This is a genomic window from Bradyrhizobium sp. B120 (assembly GCF_049075665.1).
GTDB lineage: Bacteria > Pseudomonadota > Alphaproteobacteria > Rhizobiales > Xanthobacteraceae > Bradyrhizobium.
The window spans coordinates 8796659-8817273 of the sequence record NZ_CP185242.1; the positions used below are offsets into that span (position 1 = coordinate 8796659).

The 20615-nt window shown below is 65.8% G+C and carries 16 protein-coding genes; 14 read left to right on the forward strand and 2 right to left on the reverse strand.

Translation table 11 applies throughout. The annotated features are described in order from the left end of the window. Positions 1–151: 151 nt before the first annotated feature. Positions 152–826: a Crp/Fnr family transcriptional regulator gene (locus ACOIX3_RS40780; protein ID WP_176534276.1), complete on the reverse strand. Its 675-nt coding sequence runs from the start codon at positions 824–826 to the stop codon at positions 152–154. Positions 827–1037: 211 nt separating this feature from the next. Here ACOIX3_RS40780 and ACOIX3_RS40785 point away from each other — a divergent pair, with 211 nt between their 5' ends. The 6 genes from ACOIX3_RS40785 (at position 1038) to ACOIX3_RS40810 (ending at position 9166) form a co-directional block, all read left to right on the forward strand. After that, positions 1038–3104 carry an AsmA family protein gene (locus ACOIX3_RS40785; RefSeq protein WP_420967621.1) on the forward strand — a complete coding sequence of 689 codons (2067 nt, stop codon included), beginning with the start codon at positions 1038–1040 and terminating at the stop codon, positions 3102–3104. 136 nt (positions 3105–3240) lie between these two features. Next, positions 3241–5688, forward strand: coding sequence for an adenylate/guanylate cyclase domain-containing protein (locus ACOIX3_RS40790; protein ID WP_420967622.1), 2448 nt, complete (start codon positions 3241–3243; stop codon positions 5686–5688). A 416-nt stretch (positions 5689–6104) separates the two neighbouring features. Continuing rightward, positions 6105–6314: a cold-shock protein gene (locus tag ACOIX3_RS40795; protein WP_029084280.1), complete on the forward strand. Its 210-nt coding sequence runs from the start codon at positions 6105–6107 to the stop codon at positions 6312–6314. A gap of 232 nt (positions 6315–6546) precedes the next feature. Continuing rightward, on the forward strand, positions 6547–6792 hold the full coding sequence (locus ACOIX3_RS40800; RefSeq protein WP_420967623.1) for a hypothetical protein: 246 nt from the start codon (positions 6547–6549) through the stop codon (positions 6790–6792). A gap of 579 nt (positions 6793–7371) precedes the next feature. Continuing rightward, entirely contained in the window at positions 7372–8280 is a 909-nt protein-coding gene (locus ACOIX3_RS40805) for an alpha/beta fold hydrolase (protein ID WP_420967624.1), read from the forward strand. A 7-nt stretch (positions 8281–8287) separates the two neighbouring features. Beyond that, positions 8288–9166, forward strand: a complete 879-nt coding sequence (locus ACOIX3_RS40810) for an efflux RND transporter periplasmic adaptor subunit (RefSeq protein WP_420967625.1) — start codon at positions 8288–8290, stop codon at positions 9164–9166. Positions 9167–9342: 176 nt separating this feature from the next. Here the strand turns inward: ACOIX3_RS40810 and ACOIX3_RS40815 are convergent, their stop codons facing one another. After that, complete coding sequence (locus tag ACOIX3_RS40815; protein WP_420967626.1) at positions 9343–10197, reverse strand: caspase family protein; 855 nt, start codon at positions 10195–10197, stop codon at positions 9343–9345. 360 nt (positions 10198–10557) lie between these two features. On the opposite strand from ACOIX3_RS40815, the gene ACOIX3_RS40820 reads away from it, so the two are divergent. The 8 genes from ACOIX3_RS40820 (at position 10558) to ACOIX3_RS40855 (ending at position 20524) form a co-directional block, all read left to right on the forward strand. Further along, positions 10558–12285, forward strand: coding sequence for a hypothetical protein (locus ACOIX3_RS40820; protein WP_420967627.1), 1728 nt, complete (start codon positions 10558–10560; stop codon positions 12283–12285). Positions 12286–12641: 356 nt separating this feature from the next. Next, on the forward strand, positions 12642–13367 hold the full coding sequence (locus tag ACOIX3_RS40825) for a thermonuclease family protein (RefSeq protein WP_212316539.1): 726 nt from the start codon (positions 12642–12644) through the stop codon (positions 13365–13367). A 132-nt stretch (positions 13368–13499) separates the two neighbouring features. Further along, positions 13500–14330 (forward strand): LssY C-terminal domain-containing protein, encoded by an 831-nt coding sequence (locus ACOIX3_RS40830; RefSeq protein ID WP_092121831.1) that lies wholly within the window; start codon positions 13500–13502, stop codon positions 14328–14330. Positions 14331–14462: 132 nt separating this feature from the next. After that, complete coding sequence (locus ACOIX3_RS40835) at positions 14463–15647, forward strand: pyridoxal-phosphate-dependent aminotransferase family protein (protein WP_229172006.1); 1185 nt, start codon at positions 14463–14465, stop codon at positions 15645–15647. A gap of 277 nt (positions 15648–15924) precedes the next feature. After that, positions 15925–16233 (forward strand): GIY-YIG nuclease family protein, encoded by a 309-nt coding sequence (locus tag ACOIX3_RS40840; protein ID WP_420971922.1) that lies wholly within the window; start codon positions 15925–15927, stop codon positions 16231–16233. A 282-nt stretch (positions 16234–16515) separates the two neighbouring features. Next, complete coding sequence (locus tag ACOIX3_RS40845) at positions 16516–17568, forward strand: ABC transporter ATP-binding protein (RefSeq protein ID WP_420971923.1); 1053 nt, start codon at positions 16516–16518, stop codon at positions 17566–17568. 23 nt (positions 17569–17591) lie between these two features. Next, positions 17592–18656 carry an ABC transporter substrate-binding protein gene (locus tag ACOIX3_RS40850; RefSeq protein ID WP_420967628.1) on the forward strand — a complete coding sequence of 355 codons (1065 nt, stop codon included), beginning with the start codon at positions 17592–17594 and terminating at the stop codon, positions 18654–18656. 146 nt (positions 18657–18802) lie between these two features. Beyond that, positions 18803–20524 carry an ABC transporter permease gene (locus ACOIX3_RS40855; RefSeq protein ID WP_420967629.1) on the forward strand — a complete coding sequence of 574 codons (1722 nt, stop codon included), beginning with the start codon at positions 18803–18805 and terminating at the stop codon, positions 20522–20524. The last annotated feature ends 91 nt before the right edge of the window (positions 20525–20615 follow it).

Sequence of the window (20615 nt, forward strand, 5' to 3'; positions counted from 1 at the left end):
GGCCTGTTCCCGCAAGCAAGTCTTTTGGGCAGCGCAAGCAAGGCGCGCGTGAGGACACGATCCTCACGCGCGCGTTGCATGCATTCCGCTTGGCTTCTCGTTTGACGCGTTTTCTTCGCGCGAACCGGTATCCACTTCGCTCGAAAACGCACTAATCGTTACGTGCAACCGCGGTCAGCTTGGTCATGTTGTGCAGCATGATCCGGCCGCGCTGCAGGTCGACGATGCCGTCCTTGCGCCAGGTCTGCAGTTGCCGGTTGACGCTCTCGCGTGCCGCGCCGACGAAGATGCCGAGCTGCTCCTGCGAGATGTGCACCTCGGAACCGAAATCCTCGGCCAGCGCGCACAGCCGGCGTGCGAGGCGGACCGGCAACGGCTGCAGCACGGATTCTTCCATCCGCTCGCTCTGCCAGCGGATGCGCTGGCACAGCAATTCGATCAGCCGGACCGCGACCTTCGGCTCGCGCTCGAGGAAGCCCAGGAAATCCTCCCGTCGCAGGACGAACAATTCGGTGGGCTCGCCTGCGGTCGCATCCGCGGTGCGCTCCTGACCGTCGAGGACGGCGACTTCGCCGAACAGGTCGCCGGATCCCATGAAGTTCAGTGTGAGCCGGCTGCCGTCGGAGGCACCGGTTTCGATGCGCATCTGGCCGCGGCGGACCCCAAACAGGGCGTCGCCGGGATCGCCTTTCTGGAACAGCACCTCGCCGGTGGCGAGCTGCTGGGTGTGGCAGAGGCCCGAAAGCCGCGCCAATTCGTCCGCACCGAGATCGGCGAACATAGGGTTCATTTTCAGAATGACCGCAAATTCGGCCTGTTTGCTCATTGTATTGCCTTCCAAATCCATCCGAGCGGTCCCCTCCGCCCGGTTAGCAACAATCACCCTCATAAGAGTGTGTGAGAGGTCACATAAGTTCATGCTGGTAACGGATTATTTTTCACCTCGTTGGAGCGAGGTCCCGTTTGCGGGATAATCTCGTGCGATCGGCCGTGCCTTTCCGCGGCGGAACCCTGTCTGCCCGGCCTGGAATATCGAGATGAGAGCACTGAAATTCGCCGGGGCCGCCATCGCTGTCGTGATCGTGATCATCGCGCTGGTGGCCGCGGTCGGGATTCCGTCCTCGTTCCTCACGTCGGCCATCACCGAGCGGGTCGAGCGGGAGACCGGCTACACGCTCAGCATCAATGGCGGCGCCAGGATTGGCCTCTGGCCGACCGTCAGTCTGACGCTGCGCGACGTCGTGTTGCAGGACCCGCGCGAGCGCGAGGCCAACAACCGGTTCGCGGCTGATCGGGTCGAAGCCGAGATGACGCTGTCGAGCCTGTGGTCGGGCCGGCCCGACATCACCGACCTCGTGATCGAGAAGCCGGTGATCAATCTGCCGCTGCAGCGCGAGCGCACCCGCGACCACAATCCGCCGGCGAAATCGTCCGCCTCCGACAGCGGCGGCCTCACGATCCGGCATGTCAGCGTCACTGGCGGCACCATCGTGTTCGCCAATGTGCGTGACCGGGTCGAGAACCGGATCGAGACGCTCAATGCCGATGCGACCATCGGCAGCGACCGCAAGATCGTCGTCACGGGGAGTGCGAGCACCGGTGACAAGCCGCTGAAGTTCGAGATCCGCGCGACCGCGCCGCAGGCGCCGCTGGAACGCCAAAACGTGCCGGCCGAGTTCAACATCGACGCACCCGGCCTGTTGCCTGCAGCGATCAAGGCGAATGCGGAAGTGCGCCTGAACGGCACGGTGGTGATGTTCAACGGCGTATCCGGCACGCTCGGCGATGGCGGCTTCACCGGCTGGGCCTCGGTCGACTTCGCCAGCAACAAGCCGCTGGTGAAGCTCGATCTCGACTTCCAGCGCATGACATTGGCGCTGCCGCCGAGCCAGCCCGATGCGGCGCAGCCATTGGGCACCAACATTTGGAGCAATGCGTCGATCGACCTTGGCGGGCTCAATTATGTCGACGCGCAGGCGCGCATCTCGGCGGCGGAACTCGTGATCGGCGACGGCCACTTCGTACAGGCGGCGATCGATGCATCCGTTGACAGCGGCGTGCTGAAGGCCCGGCTCGCCGATCTCGGCGCCTATGAGGGCACCGCCAATGGCGACGTCACGATCGATGCGAGAACCACTACTCCGACCTACGCGCTGCGGCTCGATCTCGCCGGCGTGCGCGCGCTGCCGGTGCTGAAGAGCCTCGCCGAATTCGACAAGCTTGACGGCAAGATGCAGGCGAAGATCGCGCTGACCTCGCAAGGCACCAGCGCGCGCGCCATCGTCGGCAATCTCGGCGGTACCGCCTTCGTCGTATTCCAGGACGGCAAGATCCTCGGCCTCAACGTCGCGCAGATGATCCGCAACCTCACCACCAGCACCTTGTCGGGCTGGCAGCAGAGCGGGGAGCTGTCGACCGATCTCAGCCAGCTGTCGGCCTCGTTCAAGCTCGACAAGGGTCAGGCCGTCACCACCGATCTCAATCTGATCGGCCCGCTGGTGAAGATGGGCGGGGTCGGCACCATCGATCTCAACACCCGCCAGATCGGGTTCCGCGTCGAGCCGCAGCTCGTGATGACCACCGAGGGCCAGGGCCGCACCGGCAACCCGGTCGGCCTCGGCATCCCCGTGATGATCGAGGGTCCGTGGGTGTCCCCGCGGATCTATCCGGAGATGCAGGGCATCCTCGATAATCCAGAGGCCGCCTACGCCAAGCTCAAGGAGATGGGCAAGGGCCTGTTCGGGACGAATGGCCAGGGGCTGAGCCAGGGCCTGAACGGGCTCACCAACCTCCTCAACGGCGTGCAGGGCGGCGGGACCGGCGCGCAGCCCGGCACGGGCCAGGCGCCTGGCGGCGCGGCCGCCGGCCCGAACAACCCGCTCGGCGGGCAGCTTGGCGACACCATCGGGAACCTGCTGCAGCAGGGCCTCTCCACCCTCAATCAGGGCAACGCCTCCCGCCCGAGCCGCAGCCTGGCCCAGCCCACGCCGGACGCGCCGCCCGCCGCCGCACCGCCGCCGCCCGCCCCGCCACCGGCCGACACCGCCGAGCAGCACGACAATCCCGCGATGAACGACGTGCTGCGGCAGCTGTTCAACCGCTGAATATTCCCGGATATCCCCCGCCGGAATGCAGGGCTAACCATGCGACGGGAGGCCCCGCTTTGCCCGGCCGATCCGTGCTAAACAGCAGCGATACAGTGGCGCACCCGACTGATCGGAGGGGAACGGACGAGGCTGGATGAACGGGGCACCGGACAAGGGCAAGAACTGGTTCCTGCGCGGCGGCCTGTTCGCCAAATACGTCCTCGCGCTGGTCGGCCTCGTCGTGTTCGTGCTGGCGGTCAACGGCGCGCTCGAGACCTGGATCAGCTACCGCGGCATCAGGAGCACGCTGACCGACGCGATGAGCGAGAAGGCGGACGCCACCGCCAAGCACATCGAGCAATCGATTTCCGATCTCGAGCGGCAGATCTCCTGGGTGACCCGCGCCTCCTCCAACACGATCGAGCTTCGCCGCGCCGACTATGCCCAGCTGCTCGGCCAGGTGCCGGCGGTGAACCAGCTCACTTTGATCAACGGCCAGGGCCGCGAAGTGCTGCGGCTGTCGCGCCAGACCTACACGCTGAATTCCAATGCCGACTTCTCCCGCGACCTCCGCTTCACCGAGGCGATCGAGCGCGGCACTGCCTACGCGCCGGCGTATTTTCGCGACGAGCGGCCTTATATGTCGATCGGCGAGCAGCATTCCGGCTTCAATGCCGGCGTCACGGTGGCCGAGATCGACCTGCGTTTCCTTAACGACTATTTCGGCGATTCCCAGGTCGGCCGCACCGCCTATGCCTATCTCGTCGACGCCAAGGGCCGCGTGCTGGCGAGCTCGTCGAAGGGCCCCGAAATCGGCAAGGACCTCGCCGCACTGCCGCAGGTCGCCGCGGTGCTGTCGCCGAGCGGCAGACGGATCGCCTCCGGCAAGGATGTCGACGGCAACGCGGTGCTGACGACCGCAACCGCAGCGCCGGACCTCGGCTGGCACGTCTTTGTCGAGCAGCCGACCGCGCAGGCGCTCTCGCCGATCCGCGACCAGCTGGTGCGCATCGCACTCTTGATCGCGCTCGGCCTCGTGGTCGCGATCATCGCCGGCACGATTCTGGCGCGGCGCATGCTGGTGCCGATCACCGCGCTGCGTACCGGCGCGCGGCGGCTTGGCGATGGCGATTTCGGCCACCGCATCGAGGTGAAGACCGCGGATGAGCTGGAAGAGCTCGCCGGGCAATTCAACAGCATGGCCTCGCAGCTTGCCGAGACCTATTCCGGCCTCGAAGGCAAGGTGAAGGAGCGCACGCGGGATCTCGCGCAATCGATCAACGAGCTGAAGGTGCTGGAGGAGGTCGGCCGCGCGGTGGCGTCCTCGCTCGACCTCAACGCCGTGTTGCCGACGGTCGCCGCCCGCGCGCTCGAGATCACCCATGCCGACGCCGTGCTGATCTATGGTTATGACGCCGCACAGCGCACGTTCAACCTGACGCAGTCGATCGGCATCGATGGCGAAGCCGAGGGCCATCATCGCGCGATCGATGCGGCGAACAGCCCGCTCGGCGAAGCCGCGGCGAAGGGCGAGCCGCTGGCCTTCCCCGATCTCGCCGCAAGTCCCGATCATGCGCCCGGTCATCCGCTGCGCGACGTCGTGGTCGGCGCCGGCTTCCACTCGGTGCTGGTGGTGCCGCTGGTCGACCAGCAGGGCGTGCTCGGCGCGCTGGTGGTGCTGCGGAAGGTGGCCGGCGATTTCCCCGCGAGCCTGATCGGCCTGATGAAGACTTTTGCGCACCAGGCGGTGCTCGCGATGCGCAATGCGCGGCTGTTCACTGAAGTCGACCAGAAGAGCCACGCGCTGGAGCTGGCCAACACCACCGTGCGCGAGCAGGCGGACAAGCTCAGGCAGCAGACCGAAGAGCTCACCGACTGGAACAAGTCGCTGGAGCAGCGGGTCGAGACCCAGCTCGGCGAGATCGAGCGCATCCGAAGGCTCGAGCGCTTCCTGGCGCCGCAGGTGGCGCAGCTGATCGCCTCCTCCGACAATCCCGAGGGCCTGCTCGACAGCCACCGGCGCGAAGTCACCGTCGTGTTCTGCGACCTGCGCGGCTTCACCGCCTTCACCGAGGCGACCGAGCCGGAAGAGGCGATGAACGTGCTGCGCGAATATCACGCGGCGCTCGGCAAGCTGATCTTCAAGTACGAGGGCACGCTCGACAAATATGCCGGCGACGGCGTGATGATCCTGTTCAACGCGCCGATCCAGCTCGCCGACCACACCGCGCGCGCCGTGCGGATGGCGGTGGAGATGCGCGACACGGTTGGTCCCCTGACCGAGAAGTGGCGCAACCGCGGGCATACCCTGGGCTTCGGCATCGGCATCGCGCTCGGCTATGCCACGCTCGGCCAGGTCGGCTTCGAGCAGCGGCTGGAATATGCCGCGATCGGCAGCGTCACCAACCTTGCCTCCCGCCTGTGCGGCGAGGCCAAGGCCGGCCAGATCGTGGTGAGCCGCCGCGTCTACGGCATGGTCGAGCCCCATGTCGAAGGCCGCGCCATCGACGACCTCGTGCTGAAGGGCTTTAATCACCCGATCCTGGCCGCGGAGATCCTGAGCTGGAAGGGCGAGCCGTCAGCGGAAGCGGCAGCGGAGTGAGCGACACGCTCATGTCGTCCGCGCAAACTACCGGTCCCGTCATCCCCGCGCAAAGGCTTCGCCTTTGTCGCTGAAGGTGCGAGCGGAGCGAGCCTCGGAGGATGCACGGCCCCGCTCGTACCCCGTCGACCCTTCGAGACGCGCGCAAGAGCGCGCTCCTCAGGGTGGCGGTTCGGGAGTCCGTTTCGCTGCGGCGCTGTCGCGAGGAAAGACTGTCCGCCCCGTCTATCAGCGGGAACCCGCTACCGCCCGAACCTTGCATTCGCGCGGAAAGTGTGTATATTGGGGCCATTCGATTAGCCGTTGCGCCTTGTTGAATGGTCAGAACGGCCCTCCTCCAAAGACATCGTCAGTTGAATGGATGGCGCGCGATTCTGCGCAACACATGCGCAGACGCGCAATTTGGAGAAGAGAAGATGGCGACAGGTACTGTGAAGTGGTTCAACGGCCAGAAGGGCTTTGGTTTCATCGAGCCGAGCGATGGCAGCAAGGATGTGTTCGTTCACATCAGCGCAGTCGAGCGTGCCGGTCTGACCGGCCTCGCCGAAGGCCAGAAGGTCTCGTTCGAGCTGAAGACCGACAAGATGCGCGGCAAGACCAGCGCTGAGAATCTTCAGATCGTCTGAGTTTCTTACTTGGGCATGATATCCGCGCAAACGCGTTCCGCGTTTGTCGCGATCATGCCAGTTCGTCATTCCACGGATGTACTGGGATGGCGTTGCGGCCCGCTCGATCCACCCGGATTGGGCGGGTTTTAGCATGTCTTGCTGCGCGTGATCCCAAAGCACGCCGCATCGCGCCGTTCCGTGCAACAGCCGCGAAGCGTTCGCAGAGGATCATGCCTTGGAGAGAATGCCGATGACCGCCAGGAAGCCTGATCCATCGCCTGCAAGCCTCGCCAGGGCCGACCGCCAGCGGCTGGCGGCCGAGGAAGGCGCGCGCGCCATCGCCGAGGTCGAGCGCGACGCAGCCTCGATCCGCAAGAACATGGAGCGCCTGCGCGCGCTGCGCGAAGCGCGCGAGGCCAAGGCTGCGGCCGAAGCCGAGCTGGCGCCGGCACCCATCGCCAAGAAGAAAGCGCGCGTGAAGCGCATCGTGCGCTGACGCTGCGGTCGCGCTGTTTTGATTGCGGCGATAGCCGAATGAGCCGCCTGCCTCCACCGTCTTGCGAGCGAAGCGAAGCAATCCATAGTTCAGCATGCGCGGAGTCATGGATTGCGGCGTCGCTTGCGCTCCTCGCGATGACAGCTTTGCGCGACCGTTAGTCCCGTCATCCTGAGGTGCGAGCGCAGCGAGCCTCGAAGGATGCACGGCCACCAGCCGGGCCGCGCCTAGTCTAGTCTAGTCTAGTCTAGTCTAGTCTAGTCTAGTCTCCGATCAACATTGTCAAACAGCTGAGAGATACGAGCTCGCGGAACGAGAGTTGGGGGTGACGCCAAGTCAAATTCTGATATTCAGAACAATGCAAGTGGTAGAAAATAGCGGCCGTTGCGACATTGCTTTCATTTCCGCGAACTCCCACGAGCCTCAAATCACCATCCAGTGAATCTGGTTGCCTCCGCAATCACGATCACGACCCCCGCCACCCCTCCCAGGAATAACCCATCCCCCACCTCGCTCGCGTCATGACGGGCGCGCGGACACGTGCGCTCCGAGAACAAGAACACGCGAGGATTGGGTTTGATGACAGGATTGGACGGGACACACGCTGTGGCGTCGGTGGTGGCGCTGCACTGCTCGCTGGGGTCGGGACGGCAATGGACGAAGCTTGCGGGCGCGCTCAGTGGCACGCCGTTCATGGCGCCGGATATTTCCGGCTATGGCGTCGCCGCCTGCGGGCGCGACTGGCCGCGGACGCTGGATGGCGAGATCGCGCGGCTCGAGCCCTGGCTCGCCAAGGCCACCGGGCCGATCCATCTGGTCGGGCATTCCTTTGGCGGGGCGATCGCGTTTCGGCTGGCGACCGCGTCACCTTATGCGCAGCGCATCCGCAGCCTGACATTGATCGAGCCGGTACTACCGACGTTGCTGCGCGACGGCTCCGCCGACGTGCGGCTGTACGATCGCTTCGCGCGGATCGCGCAGGTGGTGTCGCAGGATATTTTCGACGGCGCGGCGCTGGAGGCGGTCGAGGCGTTCACCGCGTTCTGGGCCGGCTCCGGTCCGCGCGAGCAGTTCTCGCCGAGCGGGCGGCTGCGGATGATCGAACAGGCCGACAAGCTGCCTTACGATTTCAACGCCGCGCTCGATCTCGACGGCGTGGCGGCCGCCGCGCGTGCCTTGCGGGTGCCGACGCTCTTGGTGTCGGGCGGGCTGTCGCCCTATGTGACGCAGCGCATTGTCGCAAAACTCGCCGCGATCATTGATGGCGCCGAGATGCGGCATCTGCCGGCGGCCGGCCACATGCTGCCGGTGACGCATGCCGAGCGGGTCAATCCGGAGATCCTGCGGCACATCTGGCGTGCCGAGGAGCTGGCGAAGCTGGAGCTCGCCGCGTGTGCCGGGCCGACCGAGTCGGCTGCCGCCGCGGCGCAGCCGTCTGGCTCGGCGAGGCCGCATCTGGTATTCAGGAGGCCCTCATTTTGGGAATAGTTTGCCGATGATTTTGCCTCGCTTGCGCGCTGCCGCCCTCGCCGCTTCCGCGCTGCTTCTGCTCGCAGCCTCTCCCGCGCTTGCCGCGGGCGAGGCCGACGCTGTGCCGAAGGGCGCGGCGGTGACGGTGCTGAAGGCCTCGAAGTTCTGCTTCGGCAATATCGTCGAGGTGTCCGGCATCGTGCTGCCGCGCGACGAGCAGCAGATCCGGCCCGACCGCTTTGGCTTGAAGGTGGCGGAGGTGAAGGCCGATCCCGGCGACACCGTCACCGCGGGCCAGGTGCTGGCGCGGCTGACCGACGGCGCCAACGCGATCAACCTCACGGCGCCGGTCGCGGGCACCATCTCGGCGTCCTCGGCGATTGTCGGCGCGCCGGCATCGGGCAAGGATGCGCTGTTCTCGATCATCGCCAAGAGCGAGTACGATCTGGTCGGCATGGTGCCGACCCGCGACATCGCCAAGCTGAAGACCGAGCAGACCGCGCGGCTGAAGATCATCGGCGCCGGCGAGATGGACGGCAAGGTGCGGACGATCGCGCCGACCATCGAGCCGAACAGCCAGCTCGGCCAGGTGTTCGTCGGCATCACCTCCAACAAGCGGCTGCTGGTGAATTCGTCCGGCCGCGCGCAGATCAAGACCGGGCAGAGCTGCGGCGTCGCCGTACCGCTGACCGCGATCCTCTATTCCACCGCCGGCACCGTGGTGCAGGTGGTGCGCGGCGGCCGCGTCGAGACGCGGCGGGTCGAGACCGGATTGATGTCGGCCGGCCAGGTCGAGATCCGCGACGGCATTTTGGAAGGCGACATCGTCGTCGCCCGCGCCGGCGCGCTGCTGCGCGAAGGCGATCCGGTGCGGCCGGTGGGCGCGAGCGCGGACGCGAAGTAGCTGGCGCTGCATCCACAGCGTCGTCCCGGCGAAGGCCGGGACCCATAACCACCGGCAGGAATTTTGCGAAGACTTGCAGTGAATACGCGCCGCGGTACACGCAGCACGCTTCATCGATAGATCACGCGGTATGGGTCCCGGCTTTCGCCGGGACGACGTGGGGAGAGAGCTGGGGCTCAGCCGCCGAGCTTGATGTCTTCCAGCAGCGAGGACGACACGCTCGGCACCTGCTCGCCTTCAGAGGCGCGGGAGATCGCGACGCGGGTCTTGTTGAAGGCGGTCTCTGCGCCGGCCTGGGCTTTCAGGTTGTTGATCAGCTCGGAAACCAGGACGCTGTTCGCGCCCTTGGAATCGTCGGCGACCTTGCCCGGCGTTGCCGAGGTCAGCACGATCGTGTTCTCCGGCGGGCTGATCGGGGCGAGGCCGTGCGAGAAGGCACGGAAGCGGCGCTCATAGGGATTGCGGCGCGAGGCATCGAGCACGACAAGCTTGGCCTTGGCGCCGCGCTCCTTCATCGCATCGAGCACGGACTCGACGCTGACGCCGGTGCGCTTGACGTCGGCTTCCTTCCAGATCGTGGCATCGACCGGGATCATGTAGCTCTCACGGCCGACCTGGACGCCGTAGCCGCCGAAGAACAGCATCACGACGGTGTCGGGGCGGATCTTGGCCTTCATGCGCTCGACCGCGCGGAACATGTCGTCCTTGGTCGCATCCTCGACCACGTCGACGTCAAAGCCCTCGCGGCGCAGCGCCGACGACAAAGTGCGGGCATCGTTGATCGGCTGGGCCAAAGGCGCCGCAGCGTCCGGATAATGGCCGTTGCCGATGATCAGCGCGAGGCGGGAGGAGCCGCCCGCAATGCTGCCGGTCTGCCCGACGCTAACGGCGCCTGCGACCGTCTCCTTGGCAACATCCGGTGTCCGCTTGTTGAGCGCGGCGTGGGCGCCAATCGCCAGCGACACCGTGCCGGCCACCGCCACGCAGACGGCGATGGTGCGACGGGAAATATGAAGCTGCCTAAGGTTCATAACGTTCTAGTCCCAATCTCTATCCCGATGGCGTTCGAACGAAATCGCGCCAGTTAGTCGCGTCAGTGACGATCAGGTTTAATGGGGTTGAGGTGTGTGTGCCGTTGAATTCAGCTCAATTTGCGGCGCCGCAACAAACACTCCCTTAACCCGGCTGGACCGCCGGAGCAACCCGGTTTGCAGCATGCTGCCGCCCGGCACAGGCCATTGACGCCGTTAAGATCCCGTTACGTGACTTCGATCACATTTGTATTTTGTAGGGATTCATGTAGCTTTCCAAAGGCTTGCGAGTTTGGGGAAGGACCGGAGGAAACACCGCCGGGGGCGGCGGCGTTAACCGGTTCCTTGAGAAAGGGATTCATGAGCCTTCATGAGATCGCGGGCGCGGTGTGCCGGGCGCTGACCGCCAAGAAGGACGGCCCGTCGCTTTACGACGTCTGCGACCCCGTGCTGCAGACCTATTGCGGCGGCGATGCCCATCTCGGAAAATTCTACCGGACCGCGCTCGGCAATCCGCCGCTGCGCGCGTTGCTCCGCCGCACCGGCCTGCCGGCGCTGAACGACCCCGACCGCTTGGCCGGCCTGCGCGCCGCGTTGACCGAGGCGCGCGACGCCGCGGCGCCGGACTGGACCGCGATCGGCGCCCCGGTCGCCGACCTGATGGACGGCATCGGCGTGCGCCACCCCGCCCCGCCGGCCGCAACCGCCCCTCACCATCCGCCGGCGACGGCGGAGATCGACCGCGTGATCCGCTTGACCGGCGCGCATCTGCTCGGCTCGTTCGGCAGATGCGGTTTCATTCCGACCTATGCCGCGTTCAATTTGATCGGCGACCCCGACATCAGCGGGCGCGAGATGCTGATGGCGCTGACCGGGCTGAACGCCCGCGGCTACAAGAACTCGACCTTGCTGTTCAGCCTGGCGCGGGTCTTCATCGCGCATTCGCCGGCGCGCGCGCTGATCAACCCGCCATGGCGCGGCATCGCCGAGCCGATGTGGGAGCCGGTGCAGATCCGCCACCGCTCGGCCTATTACGACGCCTTCTTCACCGAGGCGCTGCTCGGCTTTGTCGAGACCGGACTTGCGTCTCCAGATGAGGCGGGCGCGGCGCGGCGCGCGGTCGCCGAGATGGTGGATTTCTGCCTGAAGACCAGCGCCGAGGAGGTGCCCTCGCATGACGGCTCGGTCGTGAAGGTGATCACCGCGCTGGCGCCGGGACGGCATCCGCGCTTCTCGCGCTTCTTCGCTCAGATCAAGCAGGACCTCGGCTTCGGCGTCTATGTGCCAGACTGCGACACCACGGCGTGCGCGTTCTCGGCCGCGACGCAGGCCGGCTCCGACGATCCGATCCTGCAGCAGCCGCTGCTGGATTTCTACCGCGGCTACCAGGTGCGATCCGGCGCCAACGAGCCGCGCGTCACCGTGCCGCTCAACGATCACATCGACTATGAGGGCGGCGTCGTCACCTGGATCGACAATCTCAAGGGCGAGCGGCCCTACGGCAACGACCTCGATCCGACGCTGAACCTCGACATCCTCGAGGTCTCGTTCCGCAACCTCGCCCGCTGGCGGATCATCGAGACGCCGCAGCGGCTTGAGACGGTGCATCGCATCATCGCCTTCCAGAAGAATCTGGTCGAAAGCGGCGCGTTCAGGAATCCGCGTTCGCACATCTATTATCTTCCGGAGCTCTATTCGGCCTATTTCGGCCGCTGCTACGCCGCCTTCATCGCGCTGCCGCTGGCCGCGCAGCGCGTCATTGATCCCGGCAATGTGTTCGCACTGATCCGTGCCCGTGTGCTCGGCTACGTCCAGGGCGAGCTGATCGCGCATGAGATGAACCCGTTCGACGCGGCGCTCGCGCTGATGGCGCTGGCGCATCTTGGCGCCGAGGTCTCGACCTTCACGCCGGCGCTGCACTGCATCGTGCAGGGCCTCGGCGAAGGCGGCCGCAAGGGGCCCTACAGGGCCTATGAATGGAACAAGATGAAGACGCCGACGCGGATCCTGGTCGGCGGGCCCGAGGTGACCTCGGCCTTCGTGCTGATGGCCCTCACGCTGGCCAGGAAGCGGATGGTTGCGGTGTAGGATGGGCAGAGCGCAGTCGCCCGGTTCACCCTCCCCTGGAGGGGGAGGGTCGTATCGCATCACGCGAAGCAAGATGCGATACGGGGTGGGTGATCCCTCCACACGGGCACCGTTTCTACGGCGAGACTGTCACCCCACCTCGGTTCGCATTGCGCTACGCTTCATGCGAACCGATCCCAGAGCGAGCTTCGCTCGTCTCTGCCCCTGCAGGGGAGGATGACATCGCGGAGCGGGATGACGCGAAGTTGAAACTGGCGGAAACACAACACCACTGGCAGGGTTGCCCAATTGCCCGCACAATCCTCGCCGATCCTTTGGGCCCTGAACGCTGAACGAAAGACTGGCCGGAAACGCCGATGCTCAAGACGCTGCTCACTGCTGGCCTGCTGCTGTCGCTGCCGACGCTGGCTGTCGCCGCCGACATCACTGGCGTGCCGAAGATCCGCGACGGCGACCAGCTCATGATCGGCAGCGTCAAGATCCGGCTCGGCGGCATCGACGCGCCGTCGACCGACCAGCTCTGCCTCAACACCAAGGGTGAGCGCTGGACCTGCGGCGTCGCCGCGCGCGACGAGCTGATCAAGCATGCCGGCAACAAGAGCTGGACCTGCCACGCCCGTTCGGTCGATCGCCGCGGCCGCACCATTGCGCGCTGCGAGGTCGACGGCGAGGACATCCAGAAATGGATGGTCAGCAATGGCTGGGCACTGGCCTACACCCGCATCTCGCATGACTACGAGCCGGACGAGAAGGCGGCGCGCGAGGCCAAGGCCGGAATGTGGCAGGGCGCGTTCATCGCGCCGTGGGACTGGCGCGTGCGCAACAAGAAGACCACCGTGCTCGGCACCGTGAAGCCGCCGGAAGGTGCCCACGCGATCCTGCTCGCCTCCGCCTCCGGCCCGGTCGCGCCCTCGCCCGACTGCACCATCAAGGGCAACGTCAACCGCTCCGGCGAATGCATCTTTCACCAGCCGACCAGCCGCTGGTACGCCAAGATCGAGATGAAGATCAGCAAGGGCACGCGCTGGTTCTGCTCGGTCGAGGAAGCCGAAGCCGCCGGCTGCCGCGAGACGCGGCGCTAGAGCATGATCCGGAAAAGTGCGAAGCGGTTTTCCGACAAGATCATGCTCAAACAAAGAGCTAAGGCGCGATGACGATTCAACCCAATCTCATCGAGCTTTAGGGCGCCACGCATTGATCCGGAAGCGTGTGCCGTGACTGACGTCGAAATCAACCCGCCTGCGGCGCGCCGTCGCAAACGCGTTCGCTATCTGCAGCTGCTGCTGTTCGTGCTGGTCACCTATCTGATCGCGGCCTATCTGGTGCTGCCGGCGCTGTGGACGCATTACGAGCACCAGAAGGGCCTCGCCAATCTGCCGATGGTGACCCGCACCGCGCAGGGCATTCCCGGCGACCCCATGAATGTCGGGCTGATCGGCGACACCAAGGACGTGGTCTGCGCGATGCACGAGGCCGGCTGGTTCCCGGCCGATCCGGTCACGCTGAAATCCTCGATCGAAATCGTCGGCTCCGTGCTGCTCGACCGTCCCTACAAGGCGGCGCCGGTGAGCAGCCTATTCTATCTCGGTCGCCGCGAAGACCTCGCCTTCGAGCGGCCGGTCGGATCGAGCGCGGATCGCCGCAACCATGTCCGTTTCTGGCGGGTGCTCGATCAGGGTCAGGAGAAGCGCCCGGTGTGGCTTGGCGCTGCGACGCTCGACCGCAGTGTCGGCATCAGTAGCTACACCGGCGCGGTGACGCATCACATCGCGGCCGACCTTGACGCCGAACGCGCGCTGCTCGCGACCGACCTCGAATCCGCCGGCATGGTCACCGCGAAATACCAGGTCACCGGCATCGGCCCGACCTTCGACGGACATAATGGCGGCGGCGACCTCTATTACACCGACGGTGAAATCTGGGTGATGCGGCTGGTCGAGGCCTGCCGCAAGAACGACGGCACCGTCGAGCAGATTCCAAGCCCCGCCGCGACCCAGTTCAAGGACCAGATCTGGCGCGCTGTGGTCGAGACCATCGACAAATAAGGCTGTGTCCCGCGCTTTTGGAAACGCTGGATTGCTTCGTCCGGCTCGCAATCGCGGCCGCGATGGCATATCCTCCACCCTTGACCCCTCAGACGCATGATTTGCGTAGCTTTACCCAAAAGGAACAGGACGATGACCGTTCGCGCGGGCCGGGAATTTCTGGCCATCCCCGGGCCCACCACGATGCCTGATCAGGTGCTGCAGGCGATGCATCGCCCGGCGCTCGATATCTACTCCGCCGAGATGTTCGAACTGACCGAAAGCCTGCTGCGCGATCTCTCGAAGCTGTTCGCCACCATGGGCAAGTCCTACATCTACATCGCCAACGGCCACGGCGCCTGGGAGGCGACGCTCTCCAACGTGCTGTCGCGCGGCGACAAGGTGCTGGTGCTGGAGAGCGGGCGCTTCGCGATCGGCTGGGGCCAGGCGGCGGCCGCGATGGGCGCCGATGTCGAGGTGCTGAAGGGCGATTGGCGCCGCGCGATCCGCCCCGCGGAGGTCGAGGAGCGGCTGCGCCGCGACAAGGAGCACAAGATCAAGGCGATCCTCGCCGTGCAGGTCGACACCGCGTCGGGCGCCTATAACGACATCGAGGCGATCGGCAAGGCGATCAAGGCGGCAGGCCATCCCGCGCTGTTCATGGTCGACACGGTCGCCTCGCTCGGCTGCATGCCGTTCGAGATGGACAAATGGTATGTCGACGTCGCGATGTCCGGCTCGCAGAAGGGCCTGATGACGCCGCCCGGCCTCGGCTTCGTCGCCGCCAATGACCGCGCCTGGGACGCACACAAGAAGGCCGATCTGCGCACGCCGTATTGGGACTGGACCGAGCGCGAAGGCTCCGAGCACTACCGCAAATATGCCGGCACCGCGCCGGTGCATCTGTTGTTCGCGCTGCGCGAGGCGATCAACATGCTGCACGCCGAGGGCCTGGAGAACGCCTTCGAACGGCACCGGCTGCTCGGCGAAGCGGTGCGCCGCGCCGTCGCCGTCTGGGGCGAGGGCCAGGTGCTCGGCTTCAACATCACTGAAGCCGCCGAGCGCTCCAACACGGTGACCACCGTGACCGTGAAGGGCGCCGATCCCGCCGCGATCCAGCGCTACGCCAAGGAGAAATGCGGCGTCGTGCTCGGCACCGGCATCGGCGATTTGCAGGGCCAGGCGTTCCGCATCGCGCATATGGGCCACGTCAACGCACCGATGATCCTCGGCACGCTCGGCGTCGTCGAGGTCGCGCTCACCGCGCTGAACATCCCGCACGGCAAAGCCGGCGCCGACGCCGCCATCCAGTGGCTCGGCGAAAACGTGAAGGCGTAGGCTTCCTGGCGACGTGGCTGCGGGATGAGCATGCTCATCCCGTCATCCTGAGGAGGCCGCAAGGCGGCCGTCTCGAAGGATCGACGGCCACGCTCTCGCCGCAAGCGAGTCGGAGCACGCCGAGATATCCGGGCCGTGCATCCTTCGAGACGCGCTGCGCGCTCCTCAGGATGACGGGAAAGGGTTCGCCGAGTGACCAAACGCGGCGAATATTCGCCCATTGACGCTCGCAATGCTTGCTTCATGATCGATGCGCGATACGCGCGAGATCATCACGATGGGCATCTACGTCTACATGCTTCGCTGCGCCGACAACTCGTTCTACGTCGGCAGCGCCACAGGTGACGATCTCGCGCCGCGCATCGAACAGCACAATACGGGTGCCTTCCCAGGCTACACTCATAATCGCCGACCCGTCGTCCTCGTCTGGTCACAGCATTTCGATCGCATCACCGACGGCATCGCGGCCGAACGGCAGGTCAAGGGCTGGAATCGGGCGAAGAAGGAAGCGCTGATTCGGTCGGACTGGGCCACGATCAGCCGACTGGCTCATCGACGCGGAGCAACCCCTTCCCCGTCATCCTGAGGAGGCCGCGGAGCCGCCGTCTCGAAGGATCGATGGCCGTGCTCCAGCCGCGAGAGAATCGGAATGCGTGGAAATAGCCGGGCCGTCGATCCCTTCGAGACGCGCGCAAGAGCACGCTCCTCAGGATGACGGGAGAAATGACCGGAGACGCAACGAAGCGGCACCTCGACTATTTGACGGGGCCCGAACACTTTTCGTCGTCATCGTTTTCCGCTTTACTGCCGGCAACGGCCGGGCACGGATCCCTGCGACAGAACAAGATGGAGGGATCGCTTGGCATCGGTGGAACTGCGCGGCCTGGTCAAGCGGTTCGGATCGTTTGTCGCGGTTGATGACGTCTCGCTCACGATCGACCACGGCCGGCTGGTCTGCCTGCTCGGGCCGTCCGGCTGCGGCAAGACCACGACGCTGCGGCTGATCGCCGGGTTCCTCGAGCCGTCCGGCGGCGAGATCCGCGTCGGTGACCGCGTCGTGTCGTCGAAGGCGCGCACGCTGCCGCCCGAGCAGCGCAACATGTCGATGATCTTCCAGAGCTACGCGCTGTGGCCGCATATGACGGTGGCCGAGAACATCGTCTATGGCCTGCGCTTGCGCAAAATGGATCGCGACACCATCGCGAAAAAACTCGCCGCGATCCTGGCGACCACCAAGCTGGAGCCGCTGGCGCAGCGCTATCCGGGTGAGCTCTCCGGCGGTCAACAACAGCGCGTCGCGCTGGCACGCGCGCTGATCGTCGGTCCCGAGACGCTGCTGCTCGACGAGCCGCTGTCCAATCTCGACGCCAATCTGCGCGAGGAGATGCGGTTCGAAATCCGCCGCCTGCACGACGAATATCGCTACACCACGGTCTACGTCACCCACGATCAATCCGAGGCCATGACCACGGCCGACCTGATCGCGGTGATGAATGCCGGCAAGATCGACCAGCTCGGCAGCCCTGAGGACATCTATGCGCGGCCGGAATCCGAATTCGTCGCGCGCTTCATTGGCGCGGCCAATGTGATCAAGGGCACCGCGCGCGATGCGAGCCATGTCGAGTTCGCCGGCGCTGTTCTCGCGGTGGTCGGTGCCAGGCTCACGGCCGGCCAGAGTGCGCCGGTGGCGATCCGCCAGCATGAAATCCAGCTCTCGACGCAAGCCCCCGCGGCAGTGCAGAACACCCTCAAGGCCGTCGTGACGCGACAGGTCTATCTCGGCATGAACCGCGACTACATGGTGGAAACGCCTGACGGCACCTCGCTGCGGGTGACCACGCCGACCGAGACCGCGGTCGAAAAGGGCAGCGAGGTCTGGCTGACCTTACCGCCCGAGCGCTGCCGGGCACTTAGCCGGTAAACAACAAGAAACGGAGGGACGCGATGCGGAAACCAATTTCCAGACGCCACGTCCTGAAAGGCTCTGCGGCGCTTGCAGCGGGTGCGGTGTTCGCGTCGCCCGCGCGCGCCGCGGCACCCGAGCCGGTCGCGATCACGCCCGACCTGATTGCGGCCGCGACCAAAGAAGGCAAGCTCGTGTTCTATTCGTCGATGGACCTGCCGGTCGGCGAGAAACTCGGCAAGGCGTTCGAGACCGCCTATCCCGGCATCGCGGTGCAGATCGAGCGCTCCGGCTCGGAGCGGCTGTTCCAGCGCGTGGCGCAGAAGTTCGATTCCAACATCCACGCCGCCGACGTCGTCAACAGCGCCGATGCCTCGCACTTCATCCCATGGAAGAAGAGCGGCTGGCTGATGCCGTTCGTCCCCGAGGACGTCGCCAAGCATTTTCCCGACGGAAATCGCGACCCGGACGGCATGGCCGTGACCACGCGGCTGTGGCTGTCGTCGATCGCCTACAACACCAATCTGGTGAAGGCGGAGGATGCGCCGAAGAGCTTTGCCGACCTGCTCGACCCAAAGTGGATGGGCAAGATGGTGAAGGGCCATCCGGCCTATAGCGGCACCATCATGACCACCACGTTCCAGATCGTGCGCGAGCTCGGCTGGCCGTATCTGGAGAAGCTTGCCAAGCAACGCGTGATGCAGGTGCAGTCCTCGACCGATCCGCCGAAGAAGCTCTCGCTCGGCGAGCGCGCGGTGATGGCCGACGGCAATGAATACGGCATCGTGCTCTTGAAGGAGGCCGGACAGCCGGTCGAGCCGGTCTATCCGACCGAGGGCACGCCGACGATCTCGGGTCCGACCGGCATCTTCGCCGGCGCGCCGCACCCGAGCGCCGCAAGGCTGTTCCAGGCCTGGCTGCACACCCGGCAGACCCAGCAATTCTTCGTCGACTTCACCGGGCAGTATTCGGTGCACGCGCAGGTGCAGCCGAAGGCCGGCCGGCGCAAGCTGGCCGACATCAAGCTGATGAAGGAAGATCCGGCGGGGGTCGAAGCGATGACCGAAGAGATCAAGACGCGCTATGCGCGACTGTTCAGGGTTTGAGCGATGCGACACAGCTCTCACCATCGTCATTCCGGGGCGCGCGCAGCGCGAGCCCGGAATCCATTTCTCCGCCGACGCATGCGGCCCAGTGGATTCCGGGCTCATCGCTTCGCGATGCCCCGGAATGACGAGGAGAGAATCTTCGCGTGACCACAACCGCTCCCACCTCCCCCACCGCCCGCCCCCGCATCGACTGGACGCGCCCCGTGCTGTGGCTGTTCGCCGCGGTTCTCATTCTCCTGATCCTGCTGCCGCTGTCGTGGCTCGCGGTCTACGCCTTCACCGACAAGAACCGCCATCCGACGCTGCAGAACTTCGTCACGCTGTTCAGCAATCCGGATTACCTCGATCCACTGCTGACGACCGCGATTATCGCAACGACCTCGGCGCTGATCTGCTGCATCGTCGCGGCGCCGCTCAGCTGGCTGGTGTCGCGCACCGACATGCCGGGCCGGCAGACCATCCGCGCGCTGGTCACGGCCTCGTTCGTGACCCCACCGTTCCTCGGCGCGGTCGCCTGGGAACTGCTCGCCGCGCCGAATTCGGGGCTGTTGAACCAGCTCTACCGGCTGTTCGCGGGCGAAGATGCCGACGCGCTGTTCAACATCTATTCGATGACCGGGATCATCTTCGTGATCTCCTGCTACACGTTCCCGTTCGTGTTCGTGCTGGTGGCCAATGCGCTCGACACCATGCCGGGCGAACTCGAAGACGCCTCCGCGATCCTCGGCGGCAATGCCTGGACCACGGCGCGAAGGGTGACCATCCCGCTCGCGCTGCCCGCTTTGGTCGCGGGCGCGCTGATTGCCTTCCTGCAGGCGATGACGCTGTTCGGCTCGCCGGCGATCCTGGCGCTGCCGGCCGGCTTCCACACCATGACGACCAAGATCTGGAGCCTGTTCCAGTATCCGCCGAAGCTCGAGCTCGCGGCCGCCGCCGCGGTGCCGCTGCTGGTGCTGACCATCCTGCTGCTGCAAGGCCAGAAGGCGCTGCTCGGCCGCCGCGGCTATTCGGTGATCGGCGGCAAATACGGCGCGCCGCGCCGGGTCGAGTTGCGCGGCTGGCGCTGGGCCGCGCTCGGCTTCTGCCTTTTGGTCCTGCTCAACCCCGTGTTCCTGCCCTACCTCGCGCTGCTCAACGCCGCGTTCTCGCCCAACGCGACCACGCTGGTGACGCCGTCGACGGCAACGCTGCACAACATCGTCTTCGTGTTCACCGAACTGTCGTCGACCCAGCTCGCGCTGAAGAACACCGTGATCCTCGGCGCCGCGACCGCGACGATCGGCACCATCCTCGCGCTGGTCATCGCCTATGTGACGACGCGGAAGGTGATCGCGGGCCACCGCGTGCTCGGCTTCCTCGCCACCGCGCCGGTGGCCGTTCCCGGCATCGTGCTCGGCGTCGGTCTGTTCCTGAGCTACACGCGGCCGCCCTTCGTGCTCTACGGCACGCTGTGGATCCTGCTGCTGGCGTTCCTCACCATCAATTTGCCGTCGGCCTATCAGCAATTGCAGGCGGCATTCACGACCATTCATCCCGAGCTCGAGGAAGCGAGCCGCATCCTCGGCGCGACGCGGCTGCAGGCGCTACGCCAGATCACCGCGCCCCTGCTGCGCACCGGCGTGATCGCAACCTGGTGCTTCATTTTCATCGGCGTGATGCGGGAACTGTCGGCCGCGATCGTGCTGTTCACCTCGCAGACCAAGGTGCTGTCGGTCCTGATCTACGATCTCAACGAGGGCGGCGACCTCGCCGCGATCGCGGTGCTCGGCATCGCGATGCTGGTGATCACCTTCGCCGTGGTGCTGGCGGTGAACCAGATCCCGATGTCCGGCGGCAATGCGGGCGCGAAGCTGCGGAACGGGTAACCAGCGCTCGCGTCCCGGACGCGCTGCGGCGTGACAACGCTGCTGCGCTGAGCCGGGACCCAGCAACCATTGGCCCCGGCTCAGCAGTGCA